14 protein-coding genes are annotated in these 21393 nt (G+C 36.2%); 4 read left to right on the top strand and 10 right to left on the bottom strand.

Annotation, left to right across the window (positions count from 1 at the left end):
- Nucleotides 1-62 precede the first annotated feature (62 nt).
- The gene (locus M3189_RS03740; RefSeq protein ID WP_251632188.1) at nt 63-1310 is read left to right on the top strand and encodes a helix-turn-helix domain-containing protein; all 1248 of its coding nucleotides are present in this window, start codon (nt 63-65) and stop codon (nt 1308-1310) included.
- Nucleotides 1311-1488: 178 nt separating this feature from the next.
- Here the strand turns inward: M3189_RS03740 and nasC are convergent, their stop codons facing one another.
- A complete protein-coding gene (gene nasC / locus M3189_RS03735; protein WP_251632186.1) occupies nt 1489-3639 on the bottom strand; it encodes an assimilatory nitrate reductase catalytic subunit NasC in 2151 nt (716 codons plus the stop codon).
- Nucleotides 3640-3674: 35 nt separating this feature from the next.
- Complete coding sequence (gene nirB / locus M3189_RS03730) at nt 3675-6041, bottom strand: nitrite reductase large subunit NirB (protein ID WP_251632185.1); 2367 nt, start codon at nt 6039-6041, stop codon at nt 3675-3677.
- A gap of 427 nt (nt 6042-6468) precedes the next feature.
- Here nirB and M3189_RS03725 point away from each other — a divergent pair, with 427 nt between their 5' ends.
- A complete protein-coding gene (locus tag M3189_RS03725) occupies nt 6469-7668 on the top strand; it encodes a nitrate/nitrite transporter (RefSeq protein ID WP_251632182.1) in 1200 nt (399 codons plus the stop codon).
- Nucleotides 7669-7820: 152 nt separating this feature from the next.
- On the opposite strand, the gene M3189_RS03720 is transcribed toward M3189_RS03725, so the two are convergent.
- Nucleotides 7821-8276 carry a C39 family peptidase gene (locus M3189_RS03720; protein WP_353057397.1) on the bottom strand — a complete coding sequence of 152 codons (456 nt, stop codon included), beginning with the start codon at nt 8274-8276 and terminating at the stop codon, nt 7821-7823.
- Between the two features lie 215 nt (nt 8277-8491).
- On the opposite strand from M3189_RS03720, the gene M3189_RS03715 reads away from it, so the two are divergent.
- Nucleotides 8492-9070: a M15 family metallopeptidase gene (locus tag M3189_RS03715; RefSeq protein WP_251632173.1), complete on the top strand. Its 579-nt coding sequence runs from the start codon at nt 8492-8494 to the stop codon at nt 9068-9070.
- Nucleotides 9071-9226: 156 nt separating this feature from the next.
- Here the strand turns inward: M3189_RS03715 and M3189_RS03710 are convergent, their stop codons facing one another.
- Nucleotides 9227-13369 carry a S8 family serine peptidase gene (locus M3189_RS03710; protein WP_285889350.1) on the bottom strand — a complete coding sequence of 1381 codons (4143 nt, stop codon included), beginning with the start codon at nt 13367-13369 and terminating at the stop codon, nt 9227-9229.
- 454 nt (nt 13370-13823) lie between these two features.
- Between M3189_RS03710 and M3189_RS03700 the strand changes: the two genes are divergently transcribed.
- Entirely contained in the window at nt 13824-15044 is a 1221-nt protein-coding gene (locus tag M3189_RS03700) for a helix-turn-helix domain-containing protein (protein WP_251632171.1), read from the top strand.
- A gap of 92 nt (nt 15045-15136) precedes the next feature.
- On the opposite strand, the gene M3189_RS03695 is transcribed toward M3189_RS03700, so the two are convergent.
- From M3189_RS03695 to M3189_RS03670, 6 genes are all read right to left on the bottom strand, one after another.
- Entirely contained in the window at nt 15137-15532 is a 396-nt protein-coding gene (locus tag M3189_RS03695) for a YidH family protein (RefSeq protein WP_251632164.1), read from the bottom strand.
- Nucleotides 15532-16596 (bottom strand): alpha/beta fold hydrolase, encoded by a 1065-nt coding sequence (locus M3189_RS03690; protein ID WP_251632163.1) that lies wholly within the window; start codon nt 16594-16596, stop codon nt 15532-15534. Before M3189_RS03690 ends, M3189_RS03695 begins: the two co-directional genes overlap by 1 nt.
- Before the next feature lie 26 nt (nt 16597-16622).
- Nucleotides 16623-17174, bottom strand: a complete 552-nt coding sequence (locus M3189_RS03685) for a polyhydroxyalkanoate biosynthesis repressor PhaR (protein WP_251632161.1) — start codon at nt 17172-17174, stop codon at nt 16623-16625.
- A gap of 18 nt (nt 17175-17192) precedes the next feature.
- Nucleotides 17193-17900, bottom strand: coding sequence for a hypothetical protein (locus tag M3189_RS03680; RefSeq protein ID WP_251632159.1), 708 nt, complete (start codon nt 17898-17900; stop codon nt 17193-17195).
- A 42-nt stretch (nt 17901-17942) separates the two neighbouring features.
- Nucleotides 17943-19214, bottom strand: coding sequence for an MFS transporter (locus M3189_RS03675; protein ID WP_251632157.1), 1272 nt, complete (start codon nt 19212-19214; stop codon nt 17943-17945).
- Between the two features lie 156 nt (nt 19215-19370).
- Nucleotides 19371-21275 carry an alkyl/aryl-sulfatase gene (locus tag M3189_RS03670; protein ID WP_251632149.1) on the bottom strand — a complete coding sequence of 635 codons (1905 nt, stop codon included), beginning with the start codon at nt 21273-21275 and terminating at the stop codon, nt 19371-19373.
- Nucleotides 21276-21393 lie beyond the last annotated feature (118 nt).

Genomic DNA, 21393 nt, shown 5'->3' with positions numbered 1-21393 from the left:
TATTAAAATTGATGAAGAATATTAATCTGTTTTTGACCGTTTACCAATGGGAGGAAATAAACATGAATTATAAAGATTTAGGCTATATTTGCCAGCTGATATATGATTCGTTTCATATACCGGTTTTTTTTATAAATGAAAAAAAAGAATTGGTATTTGAATACAGTGCATCCTTTAGACATAATCCTTTATATCCATCAAAAGAGAAGATGCTCGTACAGCTTTTTAACGAGAATAAACCTTTTGAATTTCCTATTTTTCAAACTACCGAGTATATGGAACGTTTCTGTGGGATCAGAATAAATGATCAGACCGAATTTAGGGGAATCGTTATCGTTGGTCCAACCATTAATTCTGTGTTTACGGATGAAATGTTAACTCCCATCCTATCAGAGGCATTGGGGAAAATGCGGATTGGAAAAGAAGAAGAGATGATTTTACTAGACTATTTCCAGTCGCTTCCTGTTATTTCAAATCTTAAATTTATTCAACTAAGCATGCATTTGTATTACATGATTTATCAACAAAAGCTAGATATTGCAAATATCGTCCAAAACAATAAATCGAATGAAAGCATTTCACTGACCACTGAGGATCCGTCGATAAGTATCTCCGAAAGACGTCAAAATATAACTTTTCATCATGATTTAACTTTTGAAAAAAGATTACTTCAATATATTAAAGAGGGGAGAAAGGAGGAATTTATTAAACACTACAAATTAGAAAATGAGGATAATCAGTTCGGGATTTTGGCTAAAAAAAGTCAGCTTCGAAACAAAAAAAACTTGGCTATCACCGCCATCACCCTTGCAACGCGCGCCGCCATGGACGGGGGATTACAGCATGAAACTGCCTATACACTTAGTGATTTATATATACAAAATATTGAGGAACTAAATGATAGTATTAGTGTTGAACATTATATGGTAGAGGCGTTAAGTGATCTTGCAGATAGAGTTAGAAAAAATAGGCAAACGAAATACTCAAAACCAATTAATAATTGCTTAAATTATATTTTTAACCACCTTTATGAAGATTTAACAATAGTAAAACTAGCCGAATTAAATAAAATGCATCCAAATTATTTTTCTTCCTTGTTTAAAAAAGAGGTCGGAGTTTCACTCGCAGAGTATATCCAGCGATCAAAAATAGATGAAGCTAAATCTTTATTAACATTTTCTGATTATTCAATTTTGAAAATATCTTCGCTATTAAATTATAATGATCAGAGCCATTTTACTAAAACATTTAAAAGGTTTACAGGAATCACTCCAAAACAATATAAGAATCAAAGCTTATCAAGTAAGTAAATAGATAAAAACTAAAAATGGGGCGAGATCCTAGTATCTCTACCCCGCTATCCATCCAATATATTTCGTTATTTACTGCTTTATCTTTTTTGGCAATGACATTATTGAGGAATGCATTCAGTTGATTATCTCTGGCTTTGATGTTTCCTTTTTCTTCAGAAGCTTTTGCATTTTCTAATTAATGAGAGTATATATTTATTACAGACCTTACTTTTACTGCACTTAATTTAAATCCTGGCATTTTGCAAACCGGATCGAGGTCTTTTGAAACTAATAGATTCACATTTTGCGAGTCTGCCCAATGAAAAGGAACAAATAGAGTATCCTGACGGATGGTTTCACACCATTTACTCCTGACAACAATACTACCTCTTTTGGATTCAATCCTTACTAATGAACGATCTTCAATACCGTATTTTTTAGCAGTAGCCGGGTGAATTTCTACAAAAGATTCTACATCTCTAGCTGCCAAAGCGGGACTTTTTCTCGTTTGTACTCCTGTTAAATAGTGCGACATCACTCTTCCTGTTGTTAAATAGAGGGGATACTCCTCACTCAGCTGTTCCTTCGCAGGGTCTGGACGGTTTGGGACTGCAACCATCTCCGCTCTGCCATCAGGGTGGGAAAACGAAGTTTCAAACAAACGTTTTGTCCCTTTATGCTCAAGGTCAGGGCACGGCCAAAGGATGCCTCCTTCCTTCCGCAGACGATGATAGGTGATGCCATAATAATCCGCTTTCCCCCCAGAGCTCGCCACCCGTAATTCATTAAAGATATCTTCCGCAGACGAATAGTTAAAGTATTCTCCTTTTCCAAGAACATGAGCAACTTCGCAGATAATTTGCCAATCATGTTTTACTTCACCTGGACAAGGATAGCTCGCTTCCCTCAAGGTCACCCTTCCTTCCACATTCGTCATCGTTCCTTCATCCTCTAAGTAAGAGGAAGCCGGTAAAATAACATCTGCTAATCTTGCAGTCTCTGACACAAACAGATCTACCGCAACTAAAAACTTTAACTTTTGTAATGCTTTTTTAACAAATTGTGCGTTCGGATTGGAAACTACCGGGTTAGAGCACATTAAAAACATTCCTGTAATCTCACCGTGATCGATTTTTTCCATGATTTCATAAGCGGAAACACCTTTTCTAGGTATTTCGTCCTTTTCTACACCCCAAACGCTTGCAATGTAAGCACGGTGTTCCTCATTTTCAATCGACCGATAACCTGGCAGTTGGTCTGCTTTTTGACCGTGTTCCCTTGCACCCTGACCATTTCCCTGTCCTGTAATCGCTCCAAAACCACAATTCTGCTTGCCAATTTTTCCAGTTGAAATAAGAATATTCAGGAAATTTCTAACAGCAATCGAGCCGTCCGTATGCTGTTCCACCCCTCTTGCAGTAAAAATCATCCCCGTATCTTCTTTACCAAACTTACGAGCTGCTTTTTGAATTTGCTCTTTTGGAATACCTGTTATTTCCTCAATTTCTTGTAAATCCGTAGATAATAAATTTTGTCGGACTTCCTCAAAACCTTTTATCCGTTCATTAATAAACGCATAATCGATATAATTTTCATCTATCATCACCTTTAATAACCCGTTGGCTAAAGCCGCATCTGTTCCAGGTTTAATTTTCAAGTGCAAGTCTGCTATTTTCGTTGTCGCTGTTTCGCGTGGATCAATCGCAATAATATAAGCACCATTCTCCTTTGCTTTCTCAAAATAATGCATGATTGTAGGCTGACATTCTGCGATATTCGTCCCCGCTAGAATAATACATCGAGTAAATGGAATTTCCTGCAGGCTATTAGTAAATCCCCTGTCTACCCCAAATGTTTGAGAGGCTGCAGAGGCTGCTGCTGACATGCATAATCGACCATTATAATCAATATATCTCGTTTTCAAGGCCACCCGAGCAAATTTCCCAAGTAAATAAGCTTCTTCATTTGTAATGGACGCACTCCCATAAACAGCTAAGGCATTCAGCCCATCTTCCGCTTGGATTCTTGTAAAGTTATTCTTGATATGTTCCAATGCCTCTTCCCAGCTAACGCGGACAAACTCTCCATTTCTTTTAAGCAATGGATATTTTAACCGCTCGTTATGAAAGCTATGTTGATGGGCATTCATCCCCTTCATACACAATCGACCCTCAGAAGTTGGGTTGTTTCTTCCAATCGTTACATATTTTTTTCTAGTAACAATGGATTGTTCTAGGAGCTGCATTTTACATTGCATACTGCAAAATGGACATTGTGTATCATATCTTTTTTCTGACTTCACTTCCTGCTGCTTGGAGCGGAAATACTTCAATAAAAATTCCGTCAACAGTCACTCCCCCTTTTAAGACTATTTTGAATTTATTATAAAAAGCTCTTCTCTACTAATCTCTTGCGTAAAACAATTTCCTCTGCCAAATGCTCGAGCAGCTCCTGACGAAGTTCCTTGTCAAATAAAACTTCCCTTACATGAACCAATCCGACTCTTTCTACCCACTCCCACGTACGCTCCAGATAATTAGCTGTTTCACGATAATATTGAACAAATCCTTTTATCAACTGAGTTGCTTCCTCACTGGTGGAAGCAACACATAATATCTCTCCCGAACGAACAAGCCGGCCGCTGCTTCCGCCGATATAAATTTCCCAGCCCCGGTCAACCCCTATGACGCCAACATCCTTTGTGGTCGAACCTGCTCCATTATGCAAACAAGAGGATATACCCATTTTGATCCGGTAAGGGGTAGTGAGAAATTCAAATTGCTTTTCGAGGCTTACTGCGAGCTCAATAGAAGGTTTTTTATCACATGAACAAATATGTTCCCCTATACACGTTTTAATGTTTTGGACACCATGAGCTTGCGGCGAACTTAAGGGCATGTTCAATTCTGCCCATACATTGGACAAATGTTCTTTTTTAACACCTAATAAATGAATTCTTTGGTCACTCGTAATTGCCACATCGTTTATGTGATACTTTTCAGCTACTTGAGCAATTTTTCTTAATTGCTCTGAATTTGTGACCCCACCATACATTTGTGGGATCAGGGTATAGGTTCCATTAGATTGAATCACTGCATTCATTTTTTCATTTATAAAAAGAACTTCTTGTTTACTTTCATATTCTGGATTAATCATTCCTAGATAATAGTTAATCGCCGGGCGGCAAATAGAACAGCCTTCGCTATTTTTCCAATCTAAGACTTCCATAACTTCCTGTATCGTTGATAATCCATGCATCTGCACCTCCTGAACCAATTCATCATCATTTAATGTTGTACATGAACACAGACATGACTTTTCATCGAAGACTTCTTCAACTTCATTATTCTGTATATATGACAACAGGTCGGCCACGAGTGATTTACATCCTCCGCAGGAGCTTGAAGCCTTTGTACATTTTCTGATCCCTTCAACCGTAGTTAACCCTTCTCGTTGAATAGCCTCTTGAATAGCCCTTTTCGTCACACTATTACAATTGCAAATAATCTTACTGGCTGGAATTGATGCAATAGAAAATCCACCGTCCTTTACCTCTGGAAAAAGTGAAACCTTTTCTAAATCGGACACATCCTGAGATTTAAGAATCATATCTAGCAGTTTGGTTCGTTCTTTTGTATCACCAAACAACACAGCGCCGATAATCCTTTGATCCTGAAATACTACTTTTTTATAAACTCTTTGAACTTCATCATCAATCTTTATAGATTGGTTTGAAGAATCCTTATTATGAATGACTCCTACTGAAAAAAGGTCTACACCTGAAATTTTCAGCTGGGTGGAGAGAACACTTCCTTCGTACCCGTGCCCTTCAAAACCACAAATCCGTTTTGCTAATACTTTACCTTGTTCATAAAGAGGCTGTACCAACCCATAAATGGTTCCTCGATGCTCCACACATTCTCCCACTGCGTAAATGTTCGGTACACTTGTCTCCATATAATCATTTACTAATATCGCTCGGTTTGTTTCTATTCCAGTTCTCTTAGCAAGTTGAACATTCGGCCTAACACCAGCAGCCATCACAACCAAATCGGCTTCAACCTCAGTCCCATCTTTAAATCGGACACCATTCGCTTCAATACCTCCAACAATATCCTTCGTCTCTTTTTCTAATAGGAACTTCATTCCTTGACCTTCCAATTCTTTTTGAAGCATTCTTGCCGCTGTTTCATCTAACTGCCTCTCCATTAAATAGGGTCCAATATGAACGACATACACAGTCATCCCAAGATTAAGAAGCCCCTTTGCTGCTTCTAATCCCAACACTCCTCCACCAATTACCACTGCTTTTTTACTTTTTTTAGAGAACTCCATTATTTTATGACAATCTTCTATTGTTCTGAACGTAACTACTCCCTGTTTATCGGCACCTGGAATCGGTAGCGAAAACGGAACAGAGCCAGTAGCGATAATCAGTTGATCATAAGATACAATTCGTTTTTGATTCGTCTTGACAACCTGCAAATGTTTATCAATTTCAAGTACTGTTTCTTCGGTATACAAATGAATATGATTATGCTCATACCATTCACGGTCATGCAGCGTTATACCTTCAATAGAAGTGCTCCCCTGTAAAATGGAGGATAAAAGAATACGATTATAATTGACGTGGGGCTCACTTCCAAAAATAGTAATCTCAAAACCTGTAGGATCCAGCTTCAAAACTTCCTCTATACAGCGGACACCAGCCATACCGTTTCCAACTAATACCAGCTTCTTTTTACCCATTCTAAACCTCCGGCTGTTATTTCATCTCACATCAAACTTAATGCCACCAATTATCACATAAAGTCAAAATAAAAAAATGAATCACGTTATATTTCCTTACATACTAGTTTTCTTCTCAGCTAAAAGAATAATGAATCCTTATTGAGATTTGATTTTTAAAAAAAGTGATAAACCTTGCAATTATAACGATTCTACTTGGAAGAAAAAAATACATGTGTAAGCTTTCTTAACAACAATTGAGACAAATTTCAGGCGTCAGATTATTCTTAAAACTATAAAAATTAGGAGGTATGGAAAATGAAAAATAATATTGGATTGGTTACATTCGTCTTTTTACTGGCTAAGGTTCTATTTTCGAAAGGAACGAAAAATATCGGGTGGTAGCTTCTGATAGAAAAAACAAGATTACTTGAAAGGAGTAGATAGGATGAAACTAGCAGATTTGAAAAAAGCGGGCCATGCTCCATCATTGGTCGCATCATTTCTTTACTTTGATATCAGTTTCATGATTTGGGTTATGTTGGGGGCATTAGGGGTTTATATCACAAATGATTTCAATCTCTCTCCTTCGGAGAGAGGTTTAATAGTTGCTGTTCCCATCTTAAGCGGGTCTTTTTTTCGATTGATTCTTGGTTTCTTAACAGATCGAATTGGTCCTAAAAAAACAGCCATCAGCGGGATGACTGTGACAATCATTCCACTCATATGGGGATGGTTATACGGTCAAACCGTTTCAGAACTTTTCATGATTGGAATACTTCTCGGAGTAGCAGGTGCAAGCTTTGCGGCGGCCATTCCAATGGCGAGCAGGTGGTACCCGCCGCATTTACAGGGATTGGCCATGGGTATTGCAGGTGCGGGCAACAGCGGTACGCTATTGGCTACTTTATTCGGACCGCGTTTGGCTGAAACTATAGGCTGGCATAATGTAATGGGGCTTGCTCTTATTCCCCTTCTCATTGTTATGGTTTTATATGTTGTAATGGCCAAAGATGCTCCATCACAGCCGAAAGCAAAACCACTTAAAGAATACCTTCAGGTTTTTAAACAAAAAGACACCTTATATTTCTGCCTTCTTTATAGTGTTACCTTTGGCGGCTTTGTCGGACTATCCAGCTTTTTAAGCATCTTTTTTGTAGATCAATATCAGTTAACAAAGGTACGTGCTGGAGATTTCGTTACCTTATGTGTCGCAGCTGGAAGTTTTTTCCGACCAGTCGGCGGATACATTGCAGATAAAATCGGCGGGGTACGATTGTTAACTTTCTTATTTATTGGAGTCGGAATCACCATGTTCAGTATTAGCCTGCTCCCTGCTCTCCCCATTGCTGTTGTAGTATTGTTTCTTGGAATGCTTTGTCTTGGAATGGGAAATGGAGCGGTTTTCCAATTGGTTCCTCAGCGATTCCAAGAGGAAATAGGTGTGATAACAGGTATAGTTGGAGCTGCTGGGGGCGTGGGAGGTTTCTTTGTCCCCAATATACTCGGGTCACTTAAACAAATGACAGGAACCTATGCCACTGGATTTTACATTTTAGCAGGGGTTGGTTTATGTGCTCTTATCGTCTTAGTCATGGCACAAATTTCATGGAGGAAAAATCTAGGTTCAAATCGTGCATCCATTTAATTTGGAAGTTCATTTAAGCAACATAAAAGGCATGAGTTGGAAATCAAACCAACTCATGCCTTTTTGGTTATTACTAAAGTATGATTACCGAGCAACAAACGAACGATGGCAATCGGCTGTTGCTGACAAATGATTTCTTATGAAGATTTATATTATCGATAACTAATAGCTTGTTTTCCCATTTGAATCCATGAATCTTCAAAACTATCTCTTGAAACAGCAGTATATGGTAGGTCTGCTAATGGATCGTTTAGATAGACATTATTTTCGTCATATCCTACTACTAAAACACTGTGCTCACTATAGGTAATCTGAATATCCCCAGAGGATGTTTGCCATGTGGTAAATTCACTTTCCGGCAACTGAGAAAATCTTGAATTTGTAATGACCCAAACAGGAGAACCATTGTCTATCATAATGTAAACAGAATCAATACTTCCGCCTGTTAAATCTATTATTCTACCCGGTAAATAGTTTTTAGCTAAAGCTGCGATTGGGACATGATACACGCCATATCCAAGATTCTCAAACGAATAAATATCCCCCACAAATCCAACGTTTGGATTACCTCTCAATCCATTTGAATCACGGAAAGGAATGGTGGTTATTTCGTCTGCAAGAATACAAGAGAGTAGCCTATGGTAAAATTAATAGATAACCTTTACTAGAAGACCATGGTTGTTTATTATGGAACAGATACTAGTTAAGAATTGTTTAAGGTTTATATTGAATAATTAAAGGGATTAATAGTTAAATAGAAGAAGGACAAAAGCTCGGTTTTAAAGAGTTTAGTAGTCTTCTAAACACGAAAGGAAGTTGCACCATGAAAAGGATTAAATGGTTACTTTTCCTACTTGCTATAGGGATTAGTACTATTTTCATATTAAAAGACAACGAAACCATACCATCTAAAGCAACAGGTATTGAACAGAAAAAAGATGTACCTTTACCCACTGAACTCCATCCCGTCGTAAAGGAACGTAGCGATCAATTAGTCCAACAAGCAGCTAAAATGGGAATTGTCGTTTTAATTACTGACGGGTTCCGCAGTATAGAGGAGCAGAACACAATTTATGAACAAGGACGTACAGCAGAGGGAAATATTGTTACGAATGCAAAAGGTGGAGAGTCCTATCATAATTACGGGCTTGCGATTGATTTTGCACTTGAAACTCCTGCAGGAGACGTTATTTGGGATCGTCAATATGATCGTAATCAAAATGGAAAGGCCGATTGGTCCGAGGTGGTAAAAATAGCTAAGGCACTAGGGTTTGAATGGGGCGGAGATTGGAAAGATTTTAAAGATTATCCGCATTTCCAAATGGACTTTGGACTGACAATTGCCGATTTACAGAATGGGCAAAGACCCGACGAAACATCTAACGTGGCAGATACCCAGTGATATCTAAGAACTAAAACAAACACCATCTAATGAAGATGGTGCATGCTGGAGTTTGAAAGGTATTCGATAACTCCTTCTAGACCTATTCATCCTAATGATTATTGATAAAGAAAACTCCCATCCAATGTAGGGAGTTTTCTCTTGGAGAACAAATGATTAATTAAAACGTGCTTTTAAATCTTCTAAAGTAAGTTTATCTGTTTTTTCAACTGGCTTATTGGATGTTGGGAAGTAAGGATTGATGGACATAAAGTTCTTTTCGACATAGTTGAAATCTACTATATCTACAATTCCATCTTTATTTAAATCTGCTTTTAGTTTATCTCCTGTTTCTCCAGCACTATTTGCAATAAGCTTTGCGTCATAAATATCAATTACATGATTTCCGTTGACATCTCCAGCAGCTGCCGTATCCGTATATACATTATAGAAAATACCTTGGACTACTCCATCGATCGTCCTGCTTAAAGTTATTTTTTTGCTGTATTGGAAATGCCCAGGAATATCAACGATTAATGTATATTCATCCTTCGTTGCAGGAATATTCGTTATTGTCATATAACCATTTTCTGAAATATCGGCAGTGTACTTTTTACCTTTTTTATCAACTAGATAAGCTTTTGTTCCAATCTTCGAATAATCTAAATCATAATTATCTAAATTAACTGCTTCACCATGATAATACCCTTCGAACCAAGAGTGCTGGGAAATGAATCTAAACCTTTCAGCAAATGTTGGTAAAGAAGACTTACTACCCGAGCTTGTTTGATAAGAAGATTCTTGATAATAGAATGAACTTTCTACCATATAATTATGGTCATCGACAACTTTTAAGGTAATATCCAATAAATCAATATCATCATTAATGGAAACTGGTAATTGTGTTTTTTTGTCTGAAATATCTACAGCAAATGCTGAAAGATTAGACCAGGTGTTTTCTGTAATTTGTGGCTTTGCGACATTAATAGTCCAATTATTTTTCTTTGCAAGATCCACTAGCTGTTTTGATGGCTCAACGTCTACCACTTTATAGAAATTAGGGACATCGATTGTTACAGAAGCACTTGTTAAATCTTTCGAGTTTAGAACGGTAAATGTATTTACAAACTCTGATCCAAGACTTACTCCTTTTGTTATTGGTTTAATTGTAGAATATTGATCTCCCTTATCAATAAAAGTAAAGTCAGGGAAAGTCGGATTTCCTGCTGTAGCGTAATCATAAGTATAAATAGCTATATTTGTTGGATAGTTTGCATATTCTTCAGGTAGGACACCAAATTTAAATTCACCATTTGCATCTGGGAAAAATTCAGCTGTTGGCCAAAATGAATCTTGATAAGCGTACGCGGTATTTGCCTCTTGAGTGATGTCATGTCCTCTACCTTTTAAATAGTCAATCGTATCATCATACAATTTTCCATGCACCCAATAGGCTGTATAATCTTGTCCATCATAACTTTCAGTTGTTAAATCTGAACTTGTAAGTTCTTTGATTCCTGTTTTCTTATCAAATTCCAGTGTTGGAGCTGTATTATCGATCACCATATCATTATCGATTTTATATGTTTTGCCATCTACCCCTGTACCAATATAAGAAACAATGTATTTACCTTCTTTAAGTGGTTCATATTCAAGTGCTAAAGGTTTATTTGGATCACCTGTAAAATGTTTTACTTCACCTGAAAATCCGAAGAATATGAAGTAATCCGTATCAACTGCCGCATTTTCTAAATTAAACGTGCCATAAAACCCAATTGGTTTTCCATCTAGATCGCTAACCACGACATCAATCGTTTTCATATGACTATTTAACTTGAAATCGACTGGTGTAAACGGCTCGATGTATGGATGAAAGTTACTAAGGTCATTCGTTAGTGCATGTTTATAAAATGTTAGTTTTTCGAATCCAGGTTTGGCATAACGAACATGGAAGGGAATTTGATATTCTGCCGTTTTTGACTCATTTTCAATATAAATATATCCCTGATATACACCAAATTCTGCATTAGCTGGAATGGATATTTCTGCATTCATATTTTTACTCTCATTGCCATTCGCTTCAATCGTAGATGGTAATTGGAGCTTCACACCACTCTTTGCAGCATCCTTTGAGACACCATTGATTGTTAAAAATTCAACTCTAGTATGATATGTTTCTAGTTCACTACTTAAATTTTTAATAGAAATCGAAGTTGTTCTATTTTGAGTCTCACTTGATTGTGCAATACTGCCAAAAGGAATAGATCCTGAAATGTCATCGATTTCTATTTTTATTCCATTCTCATCTAAGGAAGACGCCTTATTTTGTACTTCAAATAACGTTGTATTATGGACTGCCTCATAAGCATCTACACGTCCCGCTCCAACTTCATTCACATTGTACGTACGACCTTTTAAAGGATCAGCCGTATTCATTAGCGCAGCTTTTACATCTGCAACTGTATATTCTGGATGTGATTGTAATAATAAAGCCGCAACTCCAGCAACATGTGGTGTTGCCATGGAAGTTCCACTTAAACTCGCATAACCACTAAAATAATCTACACCATCTTCCGGACTATTAATATATTCTGGAACAGTAGAGAAAGTAGAAACCCCAGGTGCTACTACATCTGGCTTAATATCAAAGTTATTACTAACTGGTCCACGTGAGCTAAAATCAGCTAACACATCCCCTGAAGTCATATTTGACTGTAAGTCTGTTAATTTAAGTTTAGCTGAAGGCTCTGCTTTTAATTTTTCTAAAAGTTTTACTCCGTCGGCCTGTAACATTTTAAATGTTGGGACATAACCATGATTTTCACCTAAGAAAAATGGAATTTCGCCATCTTCATTATTGTAAAGTAAAATTGCAGTTGCACCTTTTTCATGTGCACGTCGGATTTTTTCATCAAATGAGATCGTGCCACGAGAAATTAATGCCACCTTCCCATTTACGTCTTTGTCTGCATAATCCTCTTCTGTACCAATTCCTACTTCAACAACATCATACTCTTTATCAATTAACTGTAGATAATCCTTACCAAGGCCATGTCCCATCAATGTATTTTGCACTGAAACATCTGCAAAACTCGCCTTAACCGTTGGAATATCCGTCGGCACATCACTTGCACCAACAGTTATTGCTAGTGGAGAAGCACCTGGTGATCCTAGCGTTCCTGGATTTGGCCCTGCATTTCCTCCGGCTATAACGGGTATGACCCCTTTTAAGGCTGCATTGTTGATTGCTACAGATGTAGCGTCTAAGGAATGATTATTACCATTACCTAATGATAGATTAATTACATCCATTCCATCTTCTACAGCTCTTTCTATACCCGCAATTACGGATGAATCATAGCCTGATCCATATTCTCCTAATACTCGATATGCATACAAGTCAACATTTGGTGCTACACCTGTCATTGCATATTCAACATCATTTTTAGGATTAGATGCGATTGTTCCAGCGACATGAGTTCCGTGTTCTGTATAGTATGCAGTACCATTTATCGTTTCAGGTTGACCAGACGCAAGCCATTGCTCTCTAGTTGTTTCCATTGGATCAGAGTCATTTTCGACAAAATCATATCCGCCTTTATAAACATCTTTTAAATCAGGGTGATTATAGTCAATCCCTGTATCAAGTACCCCAACTTTGATTCCTTTTCCTTTCAAGCCCTCATTATGTAAACGATCAACTCCTATATGAGGAAGTGCTGGTGGAATTACCTTTCCAGTTGTTGGTTCTTGAGTAATAGTCGATTCATTTTTCGGTAAACTAACGACATTGTCTTTCCATATCCTTTTAACTACACCAGTCTCAAGCAAGGTATTAATTTCACATGTAGGAATTGTCATAGCCATACCATTAAATACATTCTGGTAAGTTTGTTTAATTTGATATTGAAGTGATTTTTCTTTTAATTTTGGGTTCAATTCCTTCTTTTTATTGAAAAGCTCTTCTAAGCGTTGCTTGAAATGTTCCTGTTCTCCTTTAATCTTTTCAACTTTATTTTTTGATGTATCTTTTGATCTTGATTGCTGGGCATTTTCGACCGGAGCTGTTTTGAACTCAACAATGACATTTGCAGTTTTATCTTTAATAGACAATAAACTTGGATCAATAATGAAGCCTTCTTGTGGAGTTAATCGTTTTACAGACTGCCTTTGTTCCTCAGTTAGTCCTTTTAAGATCGTTTCAGTAGAATTCGAAATCGCATAAGATTTTTGCTGAGGCATTAAATAAGATGTAAGAAGGCCAGACGCTATTACACCTGATACCATAACATTTAGAAATTGTTTTTTTCGATTTTTCATTAAGTAACGCTCCTTCTACTATTTTGATATCTGCTGTAAATATTAATTCTATTACTTTTTAAAAATAATAATCTAACAAATTTTTCCTTATAAAATGGTTACATATTCCTATGAGCATCGCATTCCTCCTGAAAGAAAGATAGTGTAAAATAAGAGTATGAATAATTAGATAACTCTATTAATTCATATTGTACTTTAGCTTTTAGATGCGGTAAATTGGGGGAATTCTTCGTCAACTTTTCCTAATTCTACTGAATCACGAATTAAAAACCTTGTAGAATATTGTCAAACTCAAAAGAATGTAAACGATTTCATGCAAAGTTTTAAAACTTTAGATTTCTAGCAAATGAAAATTGTTAAACTATATCGAAAAAATCATTTTGTACTTGGGGGAATCTTGGTTTTCCTACTACTCAATCACTTCCAAATATTATTCTAAAAGGAGAAATTCAATATGAATGAGGGGAAAATCATTAAGTATTATCGAGAAAAATACCAAATGACTCAGGAGCAATTAGGAAAAGGAATATGTTCTGGAACACATATTAGTAAAATTGAGCGTTTACATACTGAATATGCACCTGAAATTATCACTCTTTTATCCCAGAGACTAGGGATAAATATCGAAACTGAATTAATTAAGCTGAAAAATATCAAAAATCGTTTAAATCATTGGCATGATGTAATTGTCATGCAATTATTTGATGAAATGGATCTTATTAATCATGAACTTGAACAAGAAGATTTAATTCAAATCTCTGATTATATCAATCTTTACAAATTACTTAAGGTTAGGTATTTACTTATTCATAATTTGACTGAAGAAGCATTAGAAATCATCAATGAAATCCAAAAGAAAGAACATAAATTATCATCCTATGAAGCTAATCTATTCAAACACGTTTTAGGAGTTTACTATTTAGCGAAACATGAAAATCTCAAAGCCATTCAAGTATTAAAATCAATAAATGATACAGATTACAATAACAAAGAATATACCTATCATTTAGCAGTCGCCTATCATTTAAATGAATCACCAGTTATGGCTTATTTTTTTGCAGATAAATCTCGTCAATTTTTTAAAGAAATTAATAACTATCTCAGAGTCATTGATGCAGAAATGCTTATGGCGATTCAAGTAAAAGATGATGGAGATTTTAAAGAAACCATTCAGAGGTTTGAAAGCTTAATCAAAAGCTGTGACCTTTGTCATTCACCTGATCGAAAGGCAAAGGTATTACACAACTTGGCTTTTGAATACTTTAGAAGAAAAAATTATGAATTAGCCAATAAATACTATAAAGAGTCAATGATTCTTAAAAATTGTGATTCAAGCCGTTACTTACTTTCTTTAGAAGGGGTTATACGCAGTGCATACTACGGGAGTTTACTTCCAAAAGATGAATTATTGCAGCTTACGAATGAAGGACTTGAAAAGGCTCAAAAGAATAGTGAACCATTATATATAAACTTATTTACCTTACTCCGTTATTTAATTCAAAATGAAGAACAGGAATACCATCAATACTTGTCCGAATATTCATTACCTTTGTTTAAAAAATTTGGTTTTGTTTATTTAATCAAACGTTCCGAAAAAGAATTATTTAATTATTGTTTTCAACAAAAACAAACTGGTAAAGCATTAAAAATGGCACAAATTTTTATTAATCAATAAATAGTAATGGCATGTCCCGTTGAGAGACATGCCTTTTACTATCAAATAATTGCTACAAGAGAACAAACAGTATTAGTTTGAAAAGAGATTACTTAGGAATTCACTAATAATAAAAAAGAGAGATACATAAAAATCATGAACACTAAGAGAGAAAATAAACAAGAAACAAAGAGAATGGATTGGTTTGACGGTGTGAAGATGCCTTCTGCAATTTCCTTTCTTTTCCTTGTATACTGTATTGTTGACAATAGACAAGTTATAAAACCGATCACACATGCAAAGATTCCAAGAATTATGACTAGGGTATTAATATAGGGAGTTGAACTGATTTTAATTGTAAAATGTAATGAAGTTGTTAAAAAACCTACTCCTGTTATCGATATGGCTGTACGTATCCATGCAAGATATGTTCTTTCATTTGCTAAATGCTGCTGAGCATACTTTACACTATCTCCTGGTGAATCTTCTATTCTATATAAAGCTTTCATTAATTATTAATCCCATTCGATCGAGCCGAAAGCCACTTATCCCAAACTTCAGCGAATACCCCGGTCAAGACCAGTGAAACATGTCCACCTTCAAAAACCTCATAAGTTTTATCCTTACTTGAAACAAGGTCCATCAACGGAAGACTTTGCTTATCTAATATAATTGTGTCACGTGAGCAAGAGAAGACAAAAAGCGGGCAGTTTATATTCTTTAAATCCACCTTCCTGCCGCCAATCACCAATTCTCCCTTTAAGAGTTTGTTGTCTTGATAGAGATCGTTAAACATCTGTTTGAATGCAGCACCTGCAAACGCAGCAGAGTCATTTGTCCACTTATCCATTCGGCGCCACTTTTCTACATATTTCTCATCATGTGCACGGGTTATCAGATTGATTTTAGAACTTGCAAAACCCGGTGATACCATCCTATATATCAAATGCATAATTTCTGTTGGAATGGTCCCATGAGCATCGGCAAAACGGTCAAGACTTAGCTGCCCATTTTGTAGTCCTTCCAGCAATTTATCAGGAAAGATGCCGATACTAAAATCGATTGGAACGGCTGCCAGGGATAAATTCTTAATTGGCAGTTCCGTTATGGAAGCCAGAATGGCTGCAATGGTTCCACCTAGGCAATAACCGGCAAGGGATATTTCCTTTGCACCTGAATGTCTTAAAGCTCGTTTAAGGGCGTTCTCCAAATAATCAATGATATAATGATCAAGTGTGATATCAGAATCTTCAAGCCCAGGGGATCCCCAGTCCAATAGGTAAACATCATAGCCGCGCTCGGTAAGTCTGCCTACAACGCTGCTTCCTTCCCCAATGTCAAGAATGTACGCCTTATTTAACAAGGAGTAGACTAGAAATACAGGGATTGCATGTCTTTTAGCCTTTGCAGGATGATACCATAAGGTTGCTTTATTTTTCTTCCAAACACTCTGTCTCGGTGTAGGTACAATATCTGGCTTAGGCTCGGTTATAATTTTATAAAGCTGGTTCCACCGTTTCGTTTCTTTTTCTAAGTTTAAGATTGGAAAAAGGTTTGTTCCTAATGCTTTCATTATTATCACTGCTCTCTTCAATGTTATTAAATTGTATTAATTCCGGTGAGCACTAGATCTTTATCCTGCTTTTTTTTCGGTTCTTTTTTCTGCTTTTCCTGCTCTATTTCGATCAAACCTCTCTCTATTTCTTTCCGCAATTCCTGAAGGTCATCATTCATTTTTTGGGCTTCCGCCACCTCTTGGGCCATCTTTTGGAATTCATTCTTCATTTGCATGACAATATTTAATATCTCTTCGAACATTCCTACATTTTCTTTCGTAATGGAGCTTACACTGTCTTGTAATTTCCAAATTTCTTCTTCTAAAATATCAATTTTTTCTTCTGTCTGAATAGATTGCTTCGCAGCATTTGCAACATCTTTCTTTGTCGGGATATTCATTAGTGTCGCAATAAGCTCTTGGTTCTTTCTAAGTCGCTCTAAGTAAAATGAATAGGAATTGATACCAAAGCTTGCTGTGCGAACAAATTCTTTATTGTCTGTTAGGTTATATAATAGGCCAGTTATTTGTTTGTCCCACATTTCACTCAATTGGTTGAATCCAAAAAATGGATCGAAGTTTTTTTCATTTGACATATAGTTACTCTCCTTAAATTATGATTTTGTAATTTCTTCCATATTTTCCATATATTTATTTAGTGGGAAGATTAGTTCTTTGAATTGTGTTGTAAACAGATTGACAAATCCTTTTTGAAATTCATAAAGCGGATTTCCAGCTTGTTTAAGAGTATTGATATATTGCAACCTTCCTTTTTTCCTAAGCTCAATATAATGATCCATCATTTCTAGGTATTTCTCTATCGCCTGGCAGTTTGCAATAGTTTGACATGGTGTACTTAAGAGAGACAATACTCTCTTTTGATTCTGATCAATGTCCGCATTAATTTCCTCATAAGACCGAATCGGAAAGAAATTCTGCAAGATGGTGGTTGACATTAAAAATTCATCTCGTGCAGTCTTTTCCCATTCAGTGAATTCATTTGTAAATTTCTCTGCTATTTTTTTTATATTTCCCTGATTCCGTTGTACACTTTCAGAGAATCGTCTGACCTCTTTTAGGAAGACTTCGTCTCGATCATCAGCACATTTTGCCAATTCTTCTAATTCATGAAATTTATATTTCCAGAGCAAGTCTAGGCTAGAAAGCGATGCTTCAATTTCGCCATCGACATTAATTTCTTCGTCCTTTTTTTCCTCTAGTAATGGTTCACCTACAGTTTCTACCGTTTCGTCAACTTCTTGTAGTTTCTTTATTTTTGTTTCTTTCAATGATTCTTTTAGATTATCTTTTTTTGCAGCCATATTACGCACATCCTATTAAATTTTTTTTAATCAAAATTGCCATTAGAGGTTCACTGTTCTTTTATGATTCTCAGTTGAAACTCGTTGTTTTGGTTTTCCGAAAAGGTATATGAGTATTGCTACAATCACCATAGCAACAGACATTCCATAAATGGATGCACTAAAACCACCTGCAAGATTTGTACCAGAATCTTGGATGAGTTTTCCAAAAATAATGGGAGTAATGATACCTGATGAAGACATTACTCCATAATAAGTACCTGTCATAACACCTCTTCGCTGTGGGAGTAAACTAGTTACAGCTGTAGGATTAAGTGTGTTTATTGTGATGACTAATGTATTTACTAAAGAAAGAATGATGATAATTGAACCTAATCCACTTACAAGGGGATACATTGAATACAAAATCCCTGCTAGAATAGCACAAATGGCAGTAAATAGAGTTCGCGACTTCCACAAGCTTTGAGTTTTTTTGTATAAACGATCTGACATTATGGCTAGTACCATTCCAAGAATCGCTCCTATTAATCCGGAAATGGCAATAACCATTGCCGTCTGTTGTTCAGTCAATCCCTTTACTTTCATGAGGTATGCAGGATTAAAGGTGAGTCCAAAGACAATTAAAGAATAGGCAACAAATGAAGTTAAGGTTGTAAAAATAAAAATGGGAGATCGTAAAGCCTTCCAAATATCTTTCCCATTAATATTTTGTATGTTTTCCTGTTTACTTACTTCTTCTTCAAAAGATACAGGTGCTTTCAGCCGTCCCAGCCAAAGCCAACAAATTAACCAGACAAAGCTACAAATACCAGAAACAAAAAACGCCTGCTTCCAACCATAATTTGAGATTAGAAAAACCACAATTGGGGCAGTAACAGCTATTCCTACAACATTGCCAAAATTTATGATCGATATTGCAAGTCCACGGCGTTCCGGTTTAAACCATTTACTAATATGGCTGACTGCGGTTGCAGAAAAAGCACCTTCTCCTGCACCTAGTAATACCCTACTAAATATAAGCATCGGCAGACTTGATACAACCAACAACATCGATTGCGCAATTGTCCAAATAATCGCCATTATAGCCAGTAATTTCCCAGTTCCAAAACGATCAGATAAAGAAGCCCCTATTATTCCAACTATTGAAAACAACCAAAAAAAACTGCTGCCAACAATGCCAAACTGAGTGGAGGTTAGATTCAAATCCTCCATAATATGAATTCCGGCTAAACCTGTAATTGATTTATCAGCAAAATTAATAATAGACATAATAAAAAGTGCAAGTAAAATAATCCATTTTGTCCAATTTTTCATTCAAACTCCAGCCTCTCATCCATTCATTTCTTTCGATAAAAATTAGCTATCATACCTAAGGAGATAAAACACCTGCTTTGCCCGCCTTAATAGCGAGCAAGATTGAGCAGGTGCTTATTTTGAAAAAATTGAATCTAAATTATTTTTCTCTGTTAATTAAGGAGTTACGATATTTGGAAGAGCTTCGAACTTATCTAAAAGGGATAAAAATTCATTCAATTTTGTTTGGTCACCAGAAATGATTACTTTACCTGCTGCTACTGCTTGTTCTGGAGAAAGCATACCAAGTCCAATTCCATAGAATGTTAATTGATCAAGAGTTAAGGAAACATCTGAATCAGCATCTAACTTACCAGCTTTATAAATTAAAACGGAATTTTCTAAATAAATCGCATATTCTTGATTGGAATTTGATAACGTTACATTCAGCGTTATTTTTTTACCATCTGCTTTTGGACCGTTTAGTTTAACAGCGATCAGCTTTAAGAATTCATCTACTGGCATATTTTTAATGATTCCAGAAACATCTAATGGAGAATTATCTTTATTAATTCCATTTCTTAGTTCCGATGCACCGACAAGATAAATATTACGCCAATTGGCAGATTCGGCTTGGTATCCTAATTGTTCGAATGCATCCGCTAATAAATTTTTTGCTTCCGAATTTTCTAGGTCGGCCATAACGACATTTTTTACTACTTGAGCTACCCAGCGATACTCACCATTTTCAAAGTCTACTTTTGCCTGTTTCAAAATATTAGCTGCTCCACCCATGTATTCAACATATTTAAGGCCAGCTTCCACTTGTGGTAATGGATCTAAATCTGATGGATGAGCACTATAATAACCTAAGTAAAAATTGTATATGCCCTTTGAATTATGCTTTAAAGTACCATAATACCCACGATTCCCCCAATAAGTATCCAATGTTTTGGGAAGTTTGATTGTTTCAGCTATTTCATCCATCGTATATCCGTGGTTGGCTAAACGCACTGTCTGATCGTGCATATATTTATATAAATCACGTTGCAATTTCAAATGGTTTAATGCCTGATTCTTACCCCAAACAGGCCATGCATGGATCATGAGCAATGCATCAATCTCTTCATTTTCAAATAAATCGATTGTTTTATCGAGTGAATTAGCCCAATGAAGGGCATCCCGGGTTTTTGCCCCTCTTACCGTATAAATTTGATGCATCAATTTATTGGCGTTCTCTGATACGAATAATGCTTTGTACTCTTGGATATAAAAATGCATTTCAGCTGGTGCTTCTGTGTTTGGAGTTAATAGAAATTGAAAGGTTACCCCATCGATTTCCATCGTTTGGATTTCGTTTACAATTTCAACAGTCGGTTTCTCAAAACTCATCGTCCCTGAACTCATTGTATTACCTATACCTATAGATACGGAGCCCTTCGTGCCGTCTGGTAAATTTTTACCAAACTGATACTCTGCTCGACGCGCCATGATTGTGCCTAAAAGCACATTTTCACTTAACGCTTCTTCTGTAAAATATTGGGGAGCTATAATTGGAATATCTGGATTCTCTGCATATTTTAGAACGGTTTGAATACCGCCAAAATGGTCAGCATGACTTTGACTAATAATGATGGCTGAAACAGGCTTTCTTGGACGATGCTTATAATATAATTCCATTGCAGCTTCAGCAGATTCAGTACTTCCTAATGCATCACAGACAATGACTCCTTGTTTACCTTCAAAAAAGAAAGTGGTGGCGATAGATTGTCCACGAATTTGATAAACCCCTTCTACTACTTCAAACAAACCAGAGATAGCCTGTAATTGTGCATTTCTCCAAAGACTCGGGTTCACTGTCTCAGGAGCAGTGTCGTTTAGATAATCTAATTTTTCTATATCCCAAACGACTTCCCCAGAATTATCTTTAATAACTTTAGATTCTAGTGGTGCAATAAAGCCTCGGTATGCATCTTCAAAATCCTGTCTATCATCAAAATTTAGAAATTCGTACACTGCTAAATTTGCCTTTTTTGTAAATGAAGTAGCGGACAAAGGTTGAGTTGATACTTTACTAATCATACAAACCTCCAAGGATTAATATTTTAAAATTTAAAAAAAGGAAAACACTTTTGACTACCTGGCTATAATGTCAGTTCACCAACCAAACATTAAGAGGAGGTTTTCAAGTGTTTTCCAT

Source organism: Neobacillus niacini (assembly GCF_023715415.1).
GTDB classification, from domain to species: Bacteria; Bacillota; Bacilli; order Bacillales; family Cytobacillaceae; genus Neobacillus; species Neobacillus niacini_C.
This window is presented reverse-complemented; position numbering and strand designations above follow the sequence as displayed.

Coding starts and splice junctions, on each gene's coding strand:
- M3189_RS03675 (WP_251632157.1), bottom strand. CDS start 19,214: ATGAAAAATTGGACAAAATGGATTATTTTACTTGCACTTTTTATTATG.
- M3189_RS03695 (WP_251632164.1), bottom strand. CDS start 15,532: ATGAAAGCTTTATATAGAATAGAAGATTCACCAGGAGATAGTGTAAAG.
- M3189_RS03740 (WP_251632188.1), top strand. CDS start 63: ATGAATTATAAAGATTTAGGCTATATTTGCCAGCTGATATATGATTCG.
- M3189_RS03700 (WP_251632171.1), top strand. CDS start 13,824: ATGAATGAGGGGAAAATCATTAAGTATTATCGAGAAAAATACCAAATG.
- M3189_RS03670 (WP_251632149.1), bottom strand. CDS start 21,275: ATGATTAGTAAAGTATCAACTCAACCTTTGTCCGCTACTTCATTTACA.
- nirB (WP_251632185.1), bottom strand. CDS start 6,041: ATGGGTAAAAAGAAGCTGGTATTAGTTGGAAACGGTATGGCTGGTGTC.
- M3189_RS03725 (WP_251632182.1), top strand. CDS start 6,469: ATGAAACTAGCAGATTTGAAAAAAGCGGGCCATGCTCCATCATTGGTC.
- M3189_RS03685 (WP_251632161.1), bottom strand. CDS start 17,174: ATGTCAAATGAAAAAAACTTCGATCCATTTTTTGGATTCAACCAATTG.
- M3189_RS03715 (WP_251632173.1), top strand. CDS start 8,492: ATGAAAAGGATTAAATGGTTACTTTTCCTACTTGCTATAGGGATTAGT.
- M3189_RS03680 (WP_251632159.1), bottom strand. CDS start 17,900: ATGGCTGCAAAAAAAGATAATCTAAAAGAATCATTGAAAGAAACAAAA.
- M3189_RS03690 (WP_251632163.1), bottom strand. CDS start 16,596: ATGAAAGCATTAGGAACAAACCTTTTTCCAATCTTAAACTTAGAAAAA.
- M3189_RS03710 (WP_285889350.1), bottom strand. CDS start 13,369: ATGAAAAATCGAAAAAAACAATTTCTAAATGTTATGGTATCAGGTGTA.